Origin of the sequence: Paenibacillus sp. 32352 (genome assembly GCF_002042965.1) — a bacterium.
GTDB classification, from domain to species: Bacteria; Bacillota; Bacilli; order Paenibacillales; family NBRC-103111; genus Paenibacillus_S; species Paenibacillus_S vulneris.
The window spans coordinates 467139-484313 of record NZ_MZNT01000002.1; the positions used below are offsets into that span (position 1 = coordinate 467139).

16 protein-coding genes and 1 other annotated feature (1 of these 17 cut by a window edge) are annotated in these 17175 nt (G+C 47.3%); of the genes, 12 read left to right on the forward strand and 4 right to left on the reverse strand.

Annotated elements, in window-relative coordinates:
- Nucleotides 1-149, forward strand: a binding site (T-box leader) (it extends 116 nt beyond the left edge of the window).
- An 83-nt stretch (nucleotides 150-232) separates the two neighbouring features.
- Nucleotides 233-1903: a 2-isopropylmalate synthase gene (gene leuA / locus B1728_RS06365; protein ID WP_079909340.1), complete on the forward strand. Its 1671-nt coding sequence runs from the start codon at nucleotides 233-235 to the stop codon at nucleotides 1901-1903.
- A gap of 164 nt (nucleotides 1904-2067) precedes the next feature.
- Here leuA and B1728_RS06370 read toward each other — a convergent pair whose 3' ends face one another.
- Together B1728_RS06370 and B1728_RS06375 are read right to left on the reverse strand one after the other, a co-directional pair.
- Entirely contained in the window at nucleotides 2068-2634 is a 567-nt protein-coding gene (locus tag B1728_RS06370; RefSeq protein ID WP_079909341.1) for a UbiX family flavin prenyltransferase, read from the reverse strand.
- A 33-nt stretch (nucleotides 2635-2667) separates the two neighbouring features.
- Nucleotides 2668-3051 (reverse strand): UbiD family decarboxylase domain-containing protein, encoded by a 384-nt coding sequence (locus B1728_RS06375; RefSeq protein ID WP_256865258.1) that lies wholly within the window; start codon nucleotides 3049-3051, stop codon nucleotides 2668-2670.
- Nucleotides 3052-3239: 188 nt separating this feature from the next.
- Here B1728_RS06375 and B1728_RS06380 point away from each other — a divergent pair, with 188 nt between their 5' ends.
- The 11 genes from B1728_RS06380 (at nucleotide 3240) to B1728_RS06430 (ending at nucleotide 14874) form a co-directional block, all read left to right on the forward strand.
- Nucleotides 3240-4007: an ABC transporter ATP-binding protein gene (locus B1728_RS06380; RefSeq protein ID WP_079909343.1), complete on the forward strand. Its 768-nt coding sequence runs from the start codon at nucleotides 3240-3242 to the stop codon at nucleotides 4005-4007.
- A complete protein-coding gene (locus B1728_RS06385; RefSeq protein ID WP_079909344.1) occupies nucleotides 3994-5928 on the forward strand; it encodes an ABC transporter permease in 1935 nt (644 codons plus the stop codon). The genes B1728_RS06380 and B1728_RS06385 overlap by 14 nt, the downstream gene beginning before the upstream one ends.
- A gap of 25 nt (nucleotides 5929-5953) precedes the next feature.
- Entirely contained in the window at nucleotides 5954-6325 is a 372-nt protein-coding gene (locus B1728_RS06390; RefSeq protein WP_079909345.1) for a YxeA family protein, read from the forward strand.
- Nucleotides 6326-6464: 139 nt separating this feature from the next.
- Nucleotides 6465-7181, forward strand: coding sequence for a response regulator transcription factor (locus tag B1728_RS06395; RefSeq protein ID WP_079909346.1), 717 nt, complete (start codon nucleotides 6465-6467; stop codon nucleotides 7179-7181).
- Nucleotides 7178-8587 carry a sensor histidine kinase gene (locus B1728_RS06400; protein ID WP_079909347.1) on the forward strand — a complete coding sequence of 470 codons (1410 nt, stop codon included), beginning with the start codon at nucleotides 7178-7180 and terminating at the stop codon, nucleotides 8585-8587. The genes B1728_RS06395 and B1728_RS06400 overlap by 4 nt, the downstream gene beginning before the upstream one ends.
- A gap of 162 nt (nucleotides 8588-8749) precedes the next feature.
- A complete protein-coding gene (locus B1728_RS06405) occupies nucleotides 8750-9871 on the forward strand; it encodes an NADH-dependent flavin oxidoreductase (RefSeq protein WP_079909348.1) in 1122 nt (373 codons plus the stop codon).
- Between the two features lie 39 nt (nucleotides 9872-9910).
- Nucleotides 9911-11074: an iron-containing alcohol dehydrogenase gene (locus tag B1728_RS06410; protein WP_079909349.1), complete on the forward strand. Its 1164-nt coding sequence runs from the start codon at nucleotides 9911-9913 to the stop codon at nucleotides 11072-11074.
- Between the two features lie 44 nt (nucleotides 11075-11118).
- Nucleotides 11119-11877, forward strand: a complete 759-nt coding sequence (locus B1728_RS06415) for an SDR family oxidoreductase (RefSeq protein WP_079909350.1) — start codon at nucleotides 11119-11121, stop codon at nucleotides 11875-11877.
- Between the two features lie 230 nt (nucleotides 11878-12107).
- Nucleotides 12108-13403 carry a stage II sporulation protein P gene (gene spoIIP / locus B1728_RS06420; RefSeq protein WP_079909351.1) on the forward strand — a complete coding sequence of 432 codons (1296 nt, stop codon included), beginning with the start codon at nucleotides 12108-12110 and terminating at the stop codon, nucleotides 13401-13403.
- Nucleotides 13404-13453: 50 nt separating this feature from the next.
- Nucleotides 13454-14386, forward strand: a complete 933-nt coding sequence (locus B1728_RS06425) for a YwqG family protein (RefSeq protein ID WP_079909352.1) — start codon at nucleotides 13454-13456, stop codon at nucleotides 14384-14386.
- A 59-nt stretch (nucleotides 14387-14445) separates the two neighbouring features.
- The gene (locus B1728_RS06430) at nucleotides 14446-14874 is read left to right on the forward strand and encodes a hypothetical protein (protein ID WP_079909353.1); all 429 of its coding nucleotides are present in this window, start codon (nucleotides 14446-14448) and stop codon (nucleotides 14872-14874) included.
- A gap of 141 nt (nucleotides 14875-15015) precedes the next feature.
- Here the strand turns inward: B1728_RS06430 and pepT are convergent, their stop codons facing one another.
- Together pepT and B1728_RS06440 are read right to left on the reverse strand one after the other, a co-directional pair.
- The gene (gene pepT / locus B1728_RS06435) at nucleotides 15016-16248 is read right to left on the reverse strand and encodes a peptidase T (protein ID WP_079909354.1); all 1233 of its coding nucleotides are present in this window, start codon (nucleotides 16246-16248) and stop codon (nucleotides 15016-15018) included.
- Between the two features lie 97 nt (nucleotides 16249-16345).
- Complete coding sequence (locus B1728_RS06440) at nucleotides 16346-17146, reverse strand: DUF2935 domain-containing protein (RefSeq protein ID WP_079909355.1); 801 nt, start codon at nucleotides 17144-17146, stop codon at nucleotides 16346-16348.
- Nucleotides 17147-17175 lie beyond the last annotated feature (29 nt).

Sequence of the window (17175 nt, forward strand, 5' to 3'; positions counted from 1 at the left end):
TAAGTAGGTGGAGCCGGAGCCTGACCGTTATCATCAGGAGGATACAAGGGTTGTCCGTGCTTGTGAACCCGTATCCGTAGAGGGCATGCCGACTATGGCATGAATTCGGAGTGGTACCGCGTAAGATGTCAAAGTCTTTCGTCTCTGTTTAGTGGAGACGAAAGGCTTTTTTTGCATTCCGTCCGATTATTTGACAAATCAGCGCAGAAATGGATGAAGGGAAGGATAAACCATGAAACATGTTGAAAAGTACGCTAGAGGATATTTTATGCCGCCGGTAACCAGCTTGAATTGGACCAGGAAGGAATATATTACGGAGGCGCCGACCTGGTGCAGCGTCGACCTTCGCGACGGGAATCAGGCATTGATCGTTCCGATGAATTTGGAGGAGAAGCTGGAATACTTCAAGTTGCTTGTAGATATCGGATTCAAGGAGATCGAAGTCGGATTTCCCGCAGCGTCGGAAACGGAATTTACTTTTTTGCGCACCTTGATCGAACAGGAATTGATTCCTGACGATGTAACCATCCAGGTGCTTACCCAGTCCAGAGAGCATATTATCCGCAAAACCTTTGAAGCGCTGAAGGGCGCGAAAAAAGCCGTAGTCCATTTGTATAACTCGACATCCGTGGCACAGCGGGAGCAGGTATTCCGCAAATCCAAGAAAGAAATTATCGATATCGCTTTGACCGGCGCCAAGCTGTTGAAGCAGTGTGCGGAGGAAACCGAGGGGAACTTCCAGTTCCAGTACTCGCCGGAAAGCTTTACAGGTACAGAAATTGATTTTGCGCTGGACATTTGCAATAGCGTGCTCGATGTATGGCAGCCAACAGCGAAGAACCCGGTTATTATTAATCTCCCTGCAACGGTATCCATGTCGATGCCTCACGTATATGCCAGCCAGATCGAGTATATGAGCGAGCACCTGAATTTCCGGGAGCATGTCATTTTGTCGCTCCATCCGCATAATGACAGGGGAACTGGTGTGGCGGATGCGGAGCTCGGGATGCTGGCCGGTGCTCAGCGCGTCGAGGGCACTTTGTTCGGAAACGGGGAAAGAACGGGGAACGTAGACATTGTTACACTGGCCCTGAACATGTATTCCCACGGGGTGGACCCGAAGCTGAATTTTGAGAACATCCCTGCGATCATTTCCGTCTATGAACGATTGACCAAAATGAGAGTGAGCGAAAGACACCCATACGGCGGGGAACTTGTATTCACTGCTTTCTCCGGCTCGCATCAGGATGCGATTGCTAAAGGAATGAAATGGCGCGAGGAAGAGGAGCCGAAGCATTGGTCGGTCCCTTATCTGCTGATCGATCCCAAGGATATCGGCAGGGAGTATGAAGGCGATATTATCCGCATTAACAGCCAGTCCGGTAAGGGCGGGATCGGATACATTCTGCAGCAAAAGTACGGACTCGACCTCCCTGCGAAAATGCGCGAAAACTTCGGTTACTGCGTTAAGAACGTATCGGATCATCAGCAAAAGGAACTGATGCCTGATGAAATTTACAATATTTTCTTGAAGGAATATGTAAATATCCAATCGCCTGTCGAGTTTGTCAAATACCGTTTTACGGACAATGAAGATTTCCAAACCATCGTCACTATACGGACTGGAAACGAAGTCAAGGAAATTACAGGGACTGGAAACGGAAGACTCGATGCAATCAGCAATGCCTTGCAAACGGATCTTGGAATGAATTATACCGATGTGATCTATAAAGAGCACGCACTGGAAACAGGCTCTAAATCACAAGCTGTATCTTATATTGGAATTACGGCTCCAGACGGTAATGTGCATTGGGGCTGCGGCATTGACGTTGACATTATGACCTCATCTGTAAAAGCTCTGTTTAGTGCTGTGAATCAAATGAGCCGTCATACCAAGGCTTGATTGGATTTAACACAGGGTAGTTAACCCCGGTACCATTCTATAATGAAACAAGGAGCAGCTTAAGTCATATCGCTGCTCCTTGTTTGTTTTTCTAATCATACCATTTCATATCTAAAAATTCCTCTGCTGCCTTTCATTCAATCCATTCGAATGGATCGAAAATGTTACCTTCTTTCCAAACCGTCCCATCTCTTAGTACCGGGTATTGGAATGTCAAATTGATCCAAAGCCCGGACGATAATATGATGAATTAATTCGTCGTTAGTTTGAGGATGATTGTAGAACGCCGGCACGGGTGGAAAGATGATCGTTCCCATGCGAGATAAAGCCAACATGTTTTCAAGATGGATATCATTGAGAGGGGTTTCTCGGGTTAACAACAATAGCTTTTTACGCTCTTTTAAAATAACATCAGCTGCACGAGTCAAAAGATTATCGGCAAGGCCCACACGTATAGAGGCCAAGGTTTTCATGCTGCACGGAGCCACGATCATTCCGTTGACCTGAAAGGACCCGCTCGAAATTTTGGCGCCCAAATCCTTATAGGAATAGGTATAATCAGCAAGCTTTTCAACCTCTTTTGCCGTATAAGGAGTTTCTGCTTGAATCGTCATAGCTGCCCATGCAGACATGACCAAATGGGTCTCTACGTCGGTATCCTGGAGCAGCTCCAGAAGACGAATTCCAAAAATCGCCCCTGTAGCCCCGGATATTCCTACAATGATTTTCATTTCTTTTTCCTCCTTTCAGCCATCTTAATAAAGTTAAAAGCCGTAGCTCTCCCAATTGGTCAGGATACGATTACGCAGTTCTTCCGGATAGCTTGCAAAAGAAGCTTCAAGTGGCGCATAATCCTTAGGCCATTCGTCTGAAGGAAGGCAATTATAAATTGCTTTTGCAGTCAATGCTTCCTTTTTCTCAGCTTGGTCCAAATACGCAACAAGCGGCAAGACCTGCTGCTTGGCCATGACAATAGTTTTATCAGGATGGTGCCGAGTAGCTAACGCCCACACCACCTGATTGATGTTGCTCGGATCAATGTCATCGTTAACGACGATTACCTTCGGTATATAAGAACCGACGTCTATCCAAGGGTTGGAAATGAGAAACAATAATATACCAAGTCCAAAGCCTGTACTCCAGATCATGATGGAGTCGGGCTTTTTATCTGAAAACTTTGTTGACTCCATAGAAGAATAGGGGATTTGTTAAGGTTGATGAAAGGTTAAGATCATAAGCTTGTAAGGTTCAGCGTTTATACTATCCTTCTGTAATGATTCCATGTCGGAACAATGGTTTCACTTGAATAAAACGACATCATGACGGAGGTAGAAGCATGAACACGATTTTGCAGGCAAAGCATGTGAGAAAAGTATTCGGTACCAAAGGGAATGTATATACCGCCTTGGAGGATATTAATCTGGAGATCCAAGAAGGGGAATTTGTGGGGATTATGGGCCCGTCCGGAGCGGGAAAATCAACATTATTGAATATCTTTTCTACTATAGATACGCCTTCAGCGGGCGAGATTACGATCGCAGATCAGGATATCGTTCATATGAAAGAAGAGCAATTATCCGATTTCCGCAGAAACAAGCTTGGTTTTATATTTCAGGATTACCATTTGCTCGACACGCTGACGGTGAAAGAAAATATACTGCTCCCGCTGGCTTTATCGAAAGTCCCCGCGCACGAAATTGAAGCACGAGTCCAGCGTATCGCAGATACCTTTGGAATTCGGGGAATATTGGACAAATACCCATACCATATTTCGGGAGGACAGAAGCAGCGAACGGCAGCATCGCGTGCGATCATCACGAATCCAAACCTGATTCTGGCGGATGAGCCGACCGGAGCGTTGGATTCCAAATCGGCAACCAGCTTGCTGGAAAGCTTGGACAAGCTTAATGACAGCAACCGTTCAACCATTCTGATGGTCACGCATGATGCCTATGCCGCAAGCTTCTGCAAGAGAGTGGTTTTCATCAAAGACGGGCAGCTGTACAAGGAGCTCTATAGAGAGAACCTGGAGCGCAAAGATTTTTTTCAAGAGATCCTGGCGGTACTCGCCTCTCTAGGAGGTGGACATCATGACGCTGTTTAGCATTGCCCGGAAAAATATAAAAAACAATTTTACCAACTATTTCGTATACTTTGCATCCATGATTTTCAGCATCCTGATTTACTTCGTCTTTGTTTCCTTAAAGTATGATCAGACGATTCTGGCTTCAACCGGCTCTTCTGTCAAAATCAGCTCTGCCTTCAGCAGTGCAGCTGTAGTATTAATGGTTTTTGTCGCGGTCTTCATCTGGTATTCCAATGGTTTTTTTATGCGGAAGCGCAAAAAAGAGGTTGGGCTGTTGTCACTGCTTGGAGTCCGTAAGAAGCAGATAGGGCGGATGCTGTTTTATGAAAATTTCATCATGGGACTTCTGGCGCTGTTGATCGGGATGGCTCTGGGTTCGCTGCTGTCCAAATTTTTCGTTGTTCTTCTTATGAAAGTGATGGGGTACGATGCGATGAATCATTTCACGATTTCATCAGCGGCCATCTTGAATACGGTGATCGTCTTCTTCGTTATCACTTTGCTGACCTCCCTTCAAGGATACCGGCTGATTTATCGATTTCAAATAATCGAGTTGTTTCGCGCAGATCAAGAAGGGGAACAGGAGCCCAAGACCTCCTATGTTATCGCAATTTTATCTGTGCTTCTGATCGGCTTCGGCTATTGGCTCGCACTTCAGAATTTACTGAAATCCCAGGTGTGGGCGGCATTAGGGTTGATGGTAACCCCGCTGGTTATTCTGGTGACCGTGATTCTAGGCACCTATCTATTATTTAACTCTTTAACCGTGGCGCTCCTGAAGCTGTCCCAAAGAAATAAAAAGAAGTACTGGAGCGGGATTCGTATGATAGGAATCTCACAGCTTCTGTATCGTATCAAGGGCAATGCAAGAACCTTAACGATGATTGCCGTACTCAGCGCCACGACGTTGTCGGCTGTTGGAACGGCGTACGGCTTTTATTACAACAACAGAAGCACGGTAGAGCAAGCCAACCCCAATAGCATTATGTTTATTGCGGCAAATAAAGAGGTGGCCGGTAAGGTACAGTCTATTATCGACAAGAGCGGAGAGCATCATGTCTTGTACCACTTAACTGTTCCCGCCATTCAGGCGGATATAATGAAGGCGGATCACAAGGATATGAATCCGGATAGCGGCTGGTCCTACACATTGATATCTAACCGTATGTTTAATCAGTTGGCGAGTCTGCAGCAAAGAACGGATTCCCTCAAGCTGCAAGCGAATGAAGCGGTTCTGCTGGATCCGGTGTACATGGAGGGGGTATCGCCTCAATACGTCGGCTCTTCCTTCCTGCTGACAAAAGGGAAAACGAAGGAAACGGTAACGTTCAAGGAAATAAAGCAATACAGCGTACTGAATCTTAGTACTGCTTACTCAACGATTGTTATCAGCGATGAGATGTTCTCCCGTTTGGAGCAGCAGCTCACTCCAGATCAGTTGGAAGCGTACAAGATTACTCATGAGGATCGTGCCAAACAGCTGACCAAGGAGATTGAGTCGGTACTGCCGGACGACGCTCATTTTTCCAGCTTCTATCGGAACTATGCCTCCGGACTGGAAGGAACGGGTTTGCTAATTTTTATGAGCGGATTCCTGGGACTTGTTTTCCTGGCTGCAACCGGAAGTGTGATTTACTTCAAGCAATTGACCGAAGCGAATGCAGATAGAGGGCGGTACCTGATTTTGCACAAGATCGGTGTAAATAAGAAAGAAATGAAGAGCACGATTGCCAAGCAGGTCTTATTTGTATTTGCCCTTCCTTTAGCAGCGGGGGTTGCCCATTCTGCGATAGCTTTAACCGCCTTGTCCAAGCTATTGCTGACCAATCTGACTATTCCGGTCCTGATCTGCATAGGAGTATATACCTTCATATATATCGCTTACTACTTTTTAACGGTAAATGCTTATTACAAGATTGCTGTAAAAGCGAATCAATAGGATTCCTATTCAAGGGGGAAACGGGATGAAAAAAACGACAGTTATCACCATCATTGTTGTTGGTATTGCAGCGGTATTGCTGATGTGGATGCAAAATGGAAATATGAACAGACTCGGTACGGAGTCCTATTATGTTCAAGTGAACGAAGGAAAGAAAATAGAGGGAAGTACAAGCACCGGAGAAAAGTACGAAACCTATGAATATATGGTACAAGGATATGATAAGCATGGCTCGGTGAAAACCTTAACCTTTACAGCGACAAAAGAGCTGCGAAAGGAAGCGTATTTACGCTTGTATGTCAAAACCAAGGGGGTAAGCTCCTACCAGGAGGTGCAACTGGACGAAATCCCCGAAAAGGCCAGGATGCTCCTTTCTAATCCGTCCTTGAAGGAATAGCTCCAATGGAACTTGTCAATAAACACGTTCCAGCCGCGATGCATAGGTGCTCTTTTTATGCAAAAGCTATGAAAAAAATCAGCGGATCGTATATAGTATTAGGGAACAGCATGGCAGGATACGGCACGGAGGTGATGGGATGACGCATCCTAAGAAGGTTCTGATTATCGACGATGAGGAGGATATTGTACGGCTGCTTCGAACCGTCCTTATGAAAGAAGGGATTGATCCTGTATACACTGCGGCAACCGCGGCGGAGGGATGGAACCAGTTTCAGGAGAAACAGCCGGATATCGTCCTGTTAGACATTATGCTTCCGGATGGGGAAGGCTATGAGATATGCAAGCAAATTAGAGCCGTTTCGCATGTGCCGATCTTATTTTTATCTGCGAAGACCGAAGAAGTTGATAAAATCCTTGGTCTGGCTATTGGCGGCGACGATTATATAACCAAGCCGTTCAGCCCGAAAGAAGTGGCTTATCGGGTTAAGGCACACCTGAGACGAGCCGATTACAAGCAGATAGAAGAGAAATCAGACCCATTGCTTAAAACGGGTCCGTTTGAACTGAACGAACAGAAGGTCGAGTTCAGCAAGAATGGGAGGGTCATTGATCTCAAGCCCAAGGAGCTTGGTTTGATCAGTCTCTTTTTGAAGCATCCGAATCAAATCATTAGCAAAGAAACGATCTATGATAAGGTGTGGGGCGAGGATTTCTTTGGTTATGACAATACAGTGATGGTTCACATACGCAGGCTGCGTGAGAAAATGGAGGAGGATCCCTCCAATCCGGTGTATTTGGTCACGGTAAAAGGGTTGGGCTACAAGCTGGTGGTGAAGGATGAGCCAAGCAGATGAAATGGAAGCTGACCGGCCGATTTCTGGTATCCGTCGTTCTTATTGTCATTTTGGTCGTATTTTTCAATATGGTACTTTTACTCGGATTGCTTATAGCCCATTCGGTTATAGGCAGCTCGCTCTTCAACCGGAGTGAAGCCTCTGCGGAGACCATGACCCGGAATTTCGCCGAACAGATCGTTATTGCCAATCATCAGGTTTCACTTACAGAAGAAGGGCAGGAAGTGCTTCTAAGCAACAAAGCATGGATTCAGGTGCTGGATGAGGATGGACGGCAGGTATTCAGCTATTTAACCCCCGAAGGAGTTAAGGACAAGTATTCGCCGCTGGACATTATCCAAATGTACAAATATAAAGAGATCAATTCTAGTACAACGGTCTACATTGGAGAAAAATCGGCAGAGAACTATAAATACAGTTATTTTATCGGCGTTGAGAATCTCTTTTTGTCCAGGTTCGTTTTGTCGATTGATTACCGTCATGCCGGAAGGTTGTTCAACATAGTCGGCGTTCTGGTGCTAACGATGGACGGTTTGATCGCTTTGTTCATCGGGTATTTGTTCAGCAAAAGATTAACCAAACCTTTGCACCTTTTAATTGATGGTATCAAAAGCCTCGCGGGCAAGGACTACTCAATTCATTTCACTCAACCGGGGATTTATAAGGATGTATTCATCAATATGAATCACCTGTCAGAAGAACTACAGGCACATGAGAATGAAAGAAAGGCTATGGACCGAATGAAGGAGGAATGGATCGCCAACATTTCCCATGATATTAAAACTCCACTAGCCTCCATTCAAGGGTACGCGGAAATTATGAAGGACCGTGAATACCAATTTTCAATAGATGAGATGCGAGAGTATGCCGGGATCATTGAACGCAAGTCCACGTACTTGAAAGAAGTCATAGACGATCTGAATCTGTCTACCCGGCTGAAGAATAAGCAATGGTCCCTGAATATAAAGAACTTGAACCTTGTAACTCTAATAAGGAATTTAGTCATTGCCACATTGAACGATGCCAGGTATTCGGATCGCAGCATCCATTTTCAGTACAGCCAGGATATCATCATGCTGGAGCTGGACGAGATTCTGATGCGTAGAGCAATCAGCAATCTTATCTATAATTCCATCGTTCATAACGATGAGAAGGTTATTATTCATGTTAGCGTGGAACAGGGGCCGAGAACTCTGATCCGCATTGAAGATAACGGGAAAGGCATTAAAGAGGAGGAGCTGGGCAGGATCTTTGACCGCTATTATCGGGGGACCCACACGGGGGAACTCCATAAAGGCTCGGGGCTTGGCATGGCCATAGCACGCGATATTATTGCAGCTCACGGCGGGGAGATTCAAGTATCAAGTCAACAAGGGCAAGGGACACGTATTCAAATTGTTATCTAAAGCCGCTTTTGCAGCGGCTTTTTTTCGTTCTGCTAATGGCTTCGATAGTTTTGTTCAATCCAGGGAACCATTGTATTGTGAATTTAGATCTGTTATCATATTGATTACTGTTATTATTATGATTACAGATTACATTTATTGTACCTGGAGGAGGCATTCTGTATGAACCCAATCTATAAACCATTATTCCAATCGTATACTTTTCCAAGCGGTGTCCAATTGAGCAACCGAATTGTGATGGCTCCCATGACAAATTGGTCCTCGAACCCAGACGGCACTGTTACGGACGAGGAGATCCAGTATTATGAACGACGCTCCGGTCAAGTGGGCATGGTCATCACGGCTTGCGCTTATGTCACTCCTAATGGGAAAGGATTTCACGGGGAGTTCAGTGCGGACAGCGATGAAATGATCCCAAGCTTACGCAGACTGGCGTCAGCGATCAAGGACAAGGGCTCGAAGGCTGTGCTCCAAATTTTTCACGGGGGGCGGGAGTGTCCACCTGAATTAGTTCCTCAAGGAGACGTAGTCAGCGCCGGCAGCGTACCCAGCTCGCAAAATCCATCCGTTACGCCTCGGGCACTCTCGAGTGAAGAGGTAGCTTCTATAATTAAAGATTTTGGGGAAGCTACAAGAAGAGCCATTGAGGCGGGCTTTGACGGGATTGAAATTCATGGAGCGAACGGATATCTGATTCAGCAGTTTTTCTCCCCGCATTCCAATACTCGTGAAGATGAGTGGGGAGGCAATCTGAAGAAAAGGATGGCGTTCCCGCTTGCTGTAGTCGATGAGGTGAAGCGAGCTGCTAAGCGTTATGCGAAGAGTTCGTTTTTGATCGGCTATCGTTTCTCCCCTGAAGAAGCGGAGCGTCCAGGAATTACGATGACGGATACGTACGAACTGGTAGAAGCCTTATCAAACAAAGGACTGGATTATCTGCATGTGTCCCTAATGGATTTCTGGTCTAATGCCAGAAGCGGGGATGAGCTGGATCGCCCAAGAATGGAATTGATTAAGGAAAAAGTAGCCGGCCGTGTCCCATTGATAGGTGTGGGCTCTATTCATACCGCAGAGGAAGCTTTGAAGGCTTATGATGCCGGTATTCCGCTTATTGCGCTTGGCAGAGAGCTGCTTATCGATCCGGATTGGGTTCAGAAGGTAGAAGAAGGTCTGGAAACGGAAATCGAAGTTACCCTGAAGAAGGACGCCCAGGAACGTCTAGTGATTCCTTCTCCTTTGTGGAACGGCATTATGAATGCCCCCGGTTGGTTACCTGTTGAATAGGATCTGAACTGATGAAATATAGGAGGCGGCTTAAACGGAATGAACTCATTTGTTTTTCAAAATCCGACGAAGCTTATCTTCGGTAAAGGACAGCTGGAGCAATTGGCGACGGAGGTTCAAGCTTACGGCAAACGGGTACTGCTAGTTTATGGCGGAGGAAGCATCAAGCGCAATGGTTTGTATGATAAAGTGATGGGCAGCTTGAACGGCATCGGTGCCCAAGTGACCGAATTAAGCGGCGTTGAGCCGAATCCCCGGCTCACAACGGTGCATAAGGGAGTAGATTTATGCCGTAAACATCAAATCGATCTCATTCTTGCTGTGGGCGGGGGAAGCGTCATCGACTGCTCCAAAGCTATTGCGGTAGGAGCTAAGTACGAAGGTGATGTGTGGGATATTATTACGCGTAAAGCAGCGGCGGCAGGGGCTCTTCCTCTTGGGACCGTATTAACGATTGCCGCAACGGGTTCGGAGATGAATGCGGGCTCTGTTATCACCAACTGGGAAACCAAAGAGAAGCTCGGTTGGGGAAGCCCGTACTCTTTCCCGAAGTTTTTGATTCTGGATCCGGAGCATACGATCTCCTTGCCGGCAGACCAGACGGTCTACGGAATGGTGGACATTATGTCCCACGTGCTGGAGTCCTATTTCCATCACGTCCCGAGTACTCCAGTACAGGACGGCTTCTGCGAAACCATTTTGAGAACAGTGATAGATACGGCTCCGAAGCTGCTTCAAGACCTGCAAAGCTTTGAGCATCGTTCGACGATTATGTACTGCGGAACGATGGCGTTGAACGGTGTGCTCAGCATGGGCATTCGCGGCGATTGGGCAACCCATAATCTGGAGCATGCCGTATCTGCAGTCCATGATATTCCGCACGGAGGCGGCCTGGCCATTCTGTTTCCCAATTGGATGAAATATAATCTGGATGCAGGTGTGGAACGCTTCAAGCAATTCGCGGTCAATGTGTTTGGCGTTAGCACAGAGGGCAAATCGGATCGCCTCATCGCAGAGGAAGGAATTGAAGCTTTGCGTTCATTCTGGACATCCATCGGCGCGCCTAGCCGTCTGAAGGATTACCAGATTGATGAAACATCGGTTGAAACTATGGCCGATAAGGCCATGATCTATGGAGATTACGGTCATTTTCGCAAGCTGAACCGCGAGGATACTGTTGCCATTTACAGAATGTCTCTATAAGCGAATGCGGCTGATTTCGAAGAAATATAGTGGAGGCGCTCCATATGAAGCTATCCGGTAAAGTTGCTGTCATCACAGGTGCCGCGTCGGGTATGGGAAGAGCTATGGCCGAGCTATTTGCGGCGGAAGGTGCAAAAGTGGCCGTGTCCGACCTCCAGTTAGAGGCTGCCCAAACCGTAGTAACGGGGATTGAGGGCAAAGGCGGTCAGGCTATCGCGATTGCTGCTAATGTAACGAAAGAGGACGATATTCAGCGGCTGATCGATACTACGGTCAAGGAGTATGGTACCGTCGATATCTTGGTTAACAATGCCGGAATTATGGATAACTTTGTCCCGGCTGCCGATCTGACAGATGAGCTGTGGGAGCGGGTCTTCGCCATTAATACGACGGGACCCATGAGAACCATCCGCAAAGTGCTTCCCATCTTTACCGGGAAAAAAAGCGGGGTCATCGTTAACGTGGCATCCGCAGGAGGGCTTTATGGCTCCAGGGCAGGCGCCGCGTATACGGCGGCTAAGCACGCTGTTGTCGGGCTTACGAAGAATGTAGGCTTTCAGTATGCGAGCCTGGGGATTCGCTGCAATGCGATTGCGCCAGGGGGAGTCAATACGAATATCGGCACAACGATCAGCTCACCCAATGCATTCGGGATGGAAAGAGCGATGGCTGGCATTAACCTGAATCCCCGTACGGGAGAGCCGGAGGAAATAGCTAAGGTAGCGTTGTTCCTCGCATCGGATGACGCAAGCTTTGTCAACGGTACGGTTATAACGGCGGATGCAGGCTGGACAGCCTACTAAAAAAGAGAAATAGGGATTCATGACGTCAGCCGAGCTTCGGCTGGCGTTTTTTTCTGTTTTGGTCTACTGTGGATTCCGGAAGAAAATCGCAGTGTTTCTATCTGTCCGTATTGTCACTTTATGTCCATATTTTGCCAACGATTCTGTCGGTTTTTGGATTTCTAGGAGGGATTTGTCTTGCCTGTGTCGAATTCGTAAGGACATTATCGGCATAGGGAGTTGGAGAGCAATTGTTACGTTATAAAGTGATTTGCGCAGCCGTTGGCTCTTTTCTGCTTATCGGCGCGCATAATGCTACCCCAATACACGCTCAGGAGAGAGCGGAGGGAACAGCAGTCCTCATTCCAAGCAATAAAGCGCCAATCAATCAGCGTGATGAGAAGGTTCAAAAATCATTTGCGAGAAGCACAGTCGATCGGCTGAATGTTCGTACAAAGCCTGATTTGTCTTCATCCATCCTCTTGATGATCGGGCCATCGAACAGGTACGAGGTAATAAAGGAGCAGGGCGACTGGGTACAGATTCAGCTGCCGGAGGAGAAAGCCGGTTGGGTATTCCGGGAATATATCGAATATGAGCCCTCCGTATCAGCCGTAAGCAAACCAGAGAAGGCTGAACCTGAGCCCAAGGAAACCGCACCCGGCGAACCTTCGAAGCAGAAGGCGGTCGTTCATATTACCGACGTTACGAATTTACGCAGCGGTCCCGGAACGGACTACGATATTACAGGCAAAGCCAAGCCGGGTGACTCTTATCCTATTGTGGATACCAAAGGCGAATGGTATGTCGTTTCTCTCCCAGATCAAACCAAAGCGTATGTTGCAAGCTGGGTCGTACAGACAGAAACGGCAAGGCCGGTTGTACCTTCTACATCAGCTGCTAACAAGGCGTCCGCGCCACAACTATATATTTATCATACTCATAATCAGGAATCATGGAATCAGGTGGCCAGCATCAAGAAAGGCTCTTCGGTTGATGATCCTAATTTGAACATCACCCTGGTCGGGAAACGGTTAGAGCAGCGTCTGCAGGAGAAAGGAATCCCTGCATTAGCCGGTAATGACGATATCGCGGAAAAGCTGAAACAGCAGAAGCTGGGCTTTTCTTCGGCATATGCCGTTTCCCGTCAATCCGTTCAAAAAGCAATCAATACGTATCCTACCCTTACTTATTTCTTCGATATTCACCGAGATGCGGATGTTCCGCGGGATAAAACAACGATCACCATCGATGGAAAATCATATGCCCGCATTTTGTTTGTCATTGGTACGGCACACTCCGGTTACGTTGAGAACAAAGCGTTCGCCGAGAAGCTCGACAAGCTGCTGGATGAGAAATATCCCGGTCTTTCCCGGGGCGTTCTTACGAAGAGCTCCCATCAAGGCAATGGAGAATACAATCAATCCGTTGCGCCGGGAAGCTTGCTGCTGGAAATAGGGGGCACGAACAATACCCTGCAGGAAAGCCTGCAGACTGCGGAAGCTTTGGCAGATGTTTTTGCGGAATACTACGGCAAAGAGAAATGATCGGTTTTGAAGGCGGATCATAATTCATGGCGGAAGGAGGGAGCTACAGTATGCTCCCTAAAGTTGTTCTAGAAGATTTGAAAAAGTTCATTGAGACTCACGAGCTTGATGAACGAACGGCAAAGCTAGTCGCTGACCACGCAGAGCTTTCACTTCAATATAAACTTACGGAGGAAGAGGATTATTCGTCCATAGGAAATAGCCGGATTGCGGGATGCCCGGATCTGCCTCCATCCATAGATTGGCCGATTGATTCCGATGGGGAATACTGGACCTTCATTGCCCAAATCAATCTGGAGGAGCTTCCCGTTTTGCCATTTGACGGGTTTCCGAAGCGGGGTATTTTATACTTCTTCCTGGGCCTGGATGAACCTGCGTACAATATAGACCACCGGATTTATTATTACGACGGAGAGGTCAGCTTATTGAAAAAGACGGAACCGCCGGAGGGGCTGGAGGAAATAGCTGCGGAGTATCGCGGTTTTGTTTCACATAAGATATCCTTTGATCCTGTCTGGACTTTGCCTGAGCAGATGAGGGACATATTGATGGATGAGGTTCCTGAAGTATACGATAAGCTTGAGCATCATAGCGATACTTTATGGGGGCAATTTGAAAGCTGGGCGGGAGATACGCCGCTTGACGCTTACTTATGCCGCAACGGGATGGAGGATCTTCTTTTCAAGTATTATAAAACTGTGGAAGAAGTTCAGCGGGAGGCTAATGAGGCTGAAGCGAGAGGCAGCGTGGATTACGCACAGCGACTACGTACCCAAGTCATTCCCCAGCTGGAGGGCTACCTCGCCAATGAGGATAAGCATAAGCAAGGGGCCAAGAGCTGGCATCCTCTATTATCCGTTTCGTCATTGGACGAAGCAGGCATGTGCTGGTGGGATGCCGGAATTCTTGAATTTTTCATCGATAAATCCGACCTGGAGCGGCTGGATTTCAGCCGAACTTATGTCAATTTGGCAACGAGCTAACGGAAACAAAACTTCCTAAACTGCGTCTATAAGGAAAAGGGACGAAGGGAAGAGTAGCGATGAACTGTTCGGAACATATTCAAACAGAGTCCGTCAGAAAATGTCCGAGCTGCAAACAATTTTTATGCCGAAGCTGTATCGATGCGGGTCATTGCCGGCATTGCGGCTGGATGCTGTCAAGGAAGACGAGGGAGTTCATCCGGTTAACCGGTGTTTTCTGGACGGTGCTCATCGTGGTCTGGGCTGTACTAATAGGGTATGGATATTCTCATTTTACCGGGTTTGCTTCTAACGGCCCGATCTATTTTCTACTGATTACCGTGTCACTGCTTCCTTTATACATAGCGCTGGCTTTTTCTTTTAAGTTCTATTTGGAGGCAGGCTGGTTGGGAAAAAAGCACTCTTGTCTGATCCTCCTGTTCCTGCTGCTGGCCATATGGCTGTTCCGGTTTGTGGTTCTTCCATTAAGCAGCTATGATATTGATTAATCCTTATCTGATAATGGAATCTACTAACGCCTATCAATCCGCGTCTCTACGCGGATTTTTTTATGTTTTACTACATAGTAAAAGGGCCGTCGAAATCATTCGACAGCCGCTTACGTTCGGTACCATCCGTAGAGGGCAGTCTCAGCCGCGTTGTTCAAAAAGCTTGATAATCTCGATAATGACTTGGGTTGCTTTTTCCATATTATCTACCGAGACGAATTCATACCGGCCATGATAATTCTCCCCGCCTGTAAAAATATTCGGGGTAGGCAGCCCCATGTAGGACAACTGCGAACCGTCCGTTCCGCCGCGGATCGGTTCAATAACAGGCTCGATACCCAGACTTACCATTGCTTCTCGCGCGATATCTACAATGTGGCGGACAGGCTCTATTTTCTCCCGCATATTGTAGTACTGATCCTCGATTTCTACCGTGACGCGTCCTTTCCCGTACTGATCCTCCAGGGACGCCGCAATTTGGGTCATTAGCTGTTTGCGGTTGTTAAAGGACGTTTTGTCAAAATCTCTAATCAGGTAATGAAGCTTGGTTTCTTCCACATCCCCCTGCATAGATATCAAGTGGAAAAAGCCCTCATACCCTTCCGTATGCTCCGGTGCCTCTTGCGCAGGCAGTCTTCCATTAAACTCCATCGCAATCTTCGCGGAATTGACCATTTTTCCTTTAGCCGTTCCCGGATGTACAATTTTGCCTTTGCATGTCACAAGCGCACGCGCCGCATTGAAGCTCTCGTACTGGAGCTCGCCAAGAGGTCCGCCATCCACGGTGTATGCATAGGAAGCGTCGAAGGCGGCGACATCGAAGCGATGCGGCCCTCTGCCGATCTCCTCATCCGGGGTGAAGGCTACGCGGACTCTGCCGTGTTTGATCTCGGGATGTTGAACCAGGAACGCCATCGCGGTCATAATCTCGGCGATACCCGCTTTATTATCGGCTCCGAGTAAGGTAGTCCCATCCGTCGTAATTAACGTATGGCCAACATAGCCGGCTAATGCCGGGAAATCCTGGGGAGACAGTACGATCTGCTGCTCTTTATGTAAGATAATATCCTTGCCGTCATAGCCTTCTACAACCTGCGGCTTGACTCCCGCCCCGGTAAAATCCGTAGCAGTATCCATATGGGCCATAAAGCCGATCGTCGGTATGTCTTTGTCAGAATTGGAGGGAAGTGTGGCCATAACATAGCCGTTGTCGTCCATCGTTACGTCCGACATTCCGATGCTTTTCAGCTCATCGACCAGCTTTTGCGCAAGCGTCAATTGGCCGGGAGTCGTAGGACAGGTCTTGCTGCTTGCATCCGATTGCGTATCGATTTGGACGTAGCTTGTCAATCGTTGGATAAGTTGATCTTTCAAAGCGAATTCATCTCCTTTTGTATCATTATAAATCAATTCCGGGGGAAGACAAAGAGGAGGTGAATAAGCAATAGCTCCAGGGGGCGCAGCTTCTTTTCTAGCGCTCCACTCGCGGCGTGGCGGGATTACAAGGCGGTGCAGGAATTTCGCCGGATTGTGCGAGCTTTTTCAAATAATAGCATTCCTCGCGGTACATATGATCGGGCATTAATGGGTTCAAGCTGCTCAGCAGCTCCTTATTCAATTCCAGCTCCTCCAGCTCTTTTAAGAAGGCCATGAATATCGTTAATTCTAGGTTGACGTCTTGATGAAATTTAATGAATGAAGGATACTGACTTCTCATCGTACGCAGATAACCGGCTAATTCTACCGATTTTAAATAAAAATCAATAAATTGCTTTTCGAATGCTTTGCTCTTGGCAATCCATTGTCTCTCTGTGGGGTCCAAATCGCTGGAAAGAGCGGTAGCGTGGTAAATTGCATCAGACAACCAGATCAAATCGTGGTGAAGAGGAGGATAATGCGGAACGGGCTTGCCCGCGAGAAGCTCGTCGAGAATGCGGACATATTCCTCCAGCTCATTGACCATATGGTTCAGAAAGGTAGGCGTTAAATTCATTTTGACGGACTTCAGCAGATTTCTCTCCAGCAGGTTCAGTTTATAAGCACGAAGACGGATGGTGGCTTGATAGGCAGCATGATTCAGTTCCGAGAGCTGGGCTTGATCCAGCGGGCCGCGGGAGCGCTCAAGCAGCGTATCAAACTGGCGTATGAATTGGCCGGACTGCTCGATATCTTTACTTTCGGAGGAAGATAACGTGCTGTGTATAAACCGTGAATGATCGCCCAAAATTTGCAGCCAAAACTGATGCTCGAAGACGGCATTCGGGTCCGCCATATGGATCAACCCCTTATAGTTATTATGTT

Bases quoted from the DNA above. Each gene is read 5' to 3' on its own strand.
- B1728_RS06380 (WP_079909343.1), top strand. From the start codon at position 3,240: ATGAACACGATTTTGCAGGCAAAGCATGTGAGAAAAGTATTCGGTACC.
- B1728_RS06425 (WP_079909352.1), top strand. From the start codon at position 13,454: ATGCTCCCTAAAGTTGTTCTAGAAGATTTGAAAAAGTTCATTGAGACT.
- leuA (WP_079909340.1), top strand. From the start codon at position 233: ATGAAACATGTTGAAAAGTACGCTAGAGGATATTTTATGCCGCCGGTA.
- B1728_RS06430 (WP_079909353.1), top strand. From the start codon at position 14,446: ATGAACTGTTCGGAACATATTCAAACAGAGTCCGTCAGAAAATGTCCG.
- B1728_RS06405 (WP_079909348.1), top strand. From the start codon at position 8,750: ATGAACCCAATCTATAAACCATTATTCCAATCGTATACTTTTCCAAGC.
- B1728_RS06385 (WP_079909344.1), top strand. From the start codon at position 3,994: ATGACGCTGTTTAGCATTGCCCGGAAAAATATAAAAAACAATTTTACC.
- B1728_RS06395 (WP_079909346.1), top strand. From the start codon at position 6,465: ATGACGCATCCTAAGAAGGTTCTGATTATCGACGATGAGGAGGATATT.
- B1728_RS06370 (WP_079909341.1), bottom strand. From the start codon at position 2,634: ATGAAAATCATTGTAGGAATATCCGGGGCTACAGGGGCGATTTTTGGA.
- B1728_RS06375 (WP_256865258.1), bottom strand. From the start codon at position 3,051: ATGATCTGGAGTACAGGCTTTGGACTTGGTATATTATTGTTTCTCATT.
- B1728_RS06415 (WP_079909350.1), top strand. From the start codon at position 11,119: ATGAAGCTATCCGGTAAAGTTGCTGTCATCACAGGTGCCGCGTCGGGT.
- B1728_RS06440 (WP_079909355.1), bottom strand. From the start codon at position 17,146: ATGGCGGACCCGAATGCCGTCTTCGAGCATCAGTTTTGGCTGCAAATT.
- B1728_RS06400 (WP_079909347.1), top strand. From the start codon at position 7,178: ATGAAATGGAAGCTGACCGGCCGATTTCTGGTATCCGTCGTTCTTATT.
- B1728_RS06410 (WP_079909349.1), top strand. From the start codon at position 9,911: ATGAACTCATTTGTTTTTCAAAATCCGACGAAGCTTATCTTCGGTAAA.
- B1728_RS06390 (WP_079909345.1), top strand. From the start codon at position 5,954: ATGAAAAAAACGACAGTTATCACCATCATTGTTGTTGGTATTGCAGCG.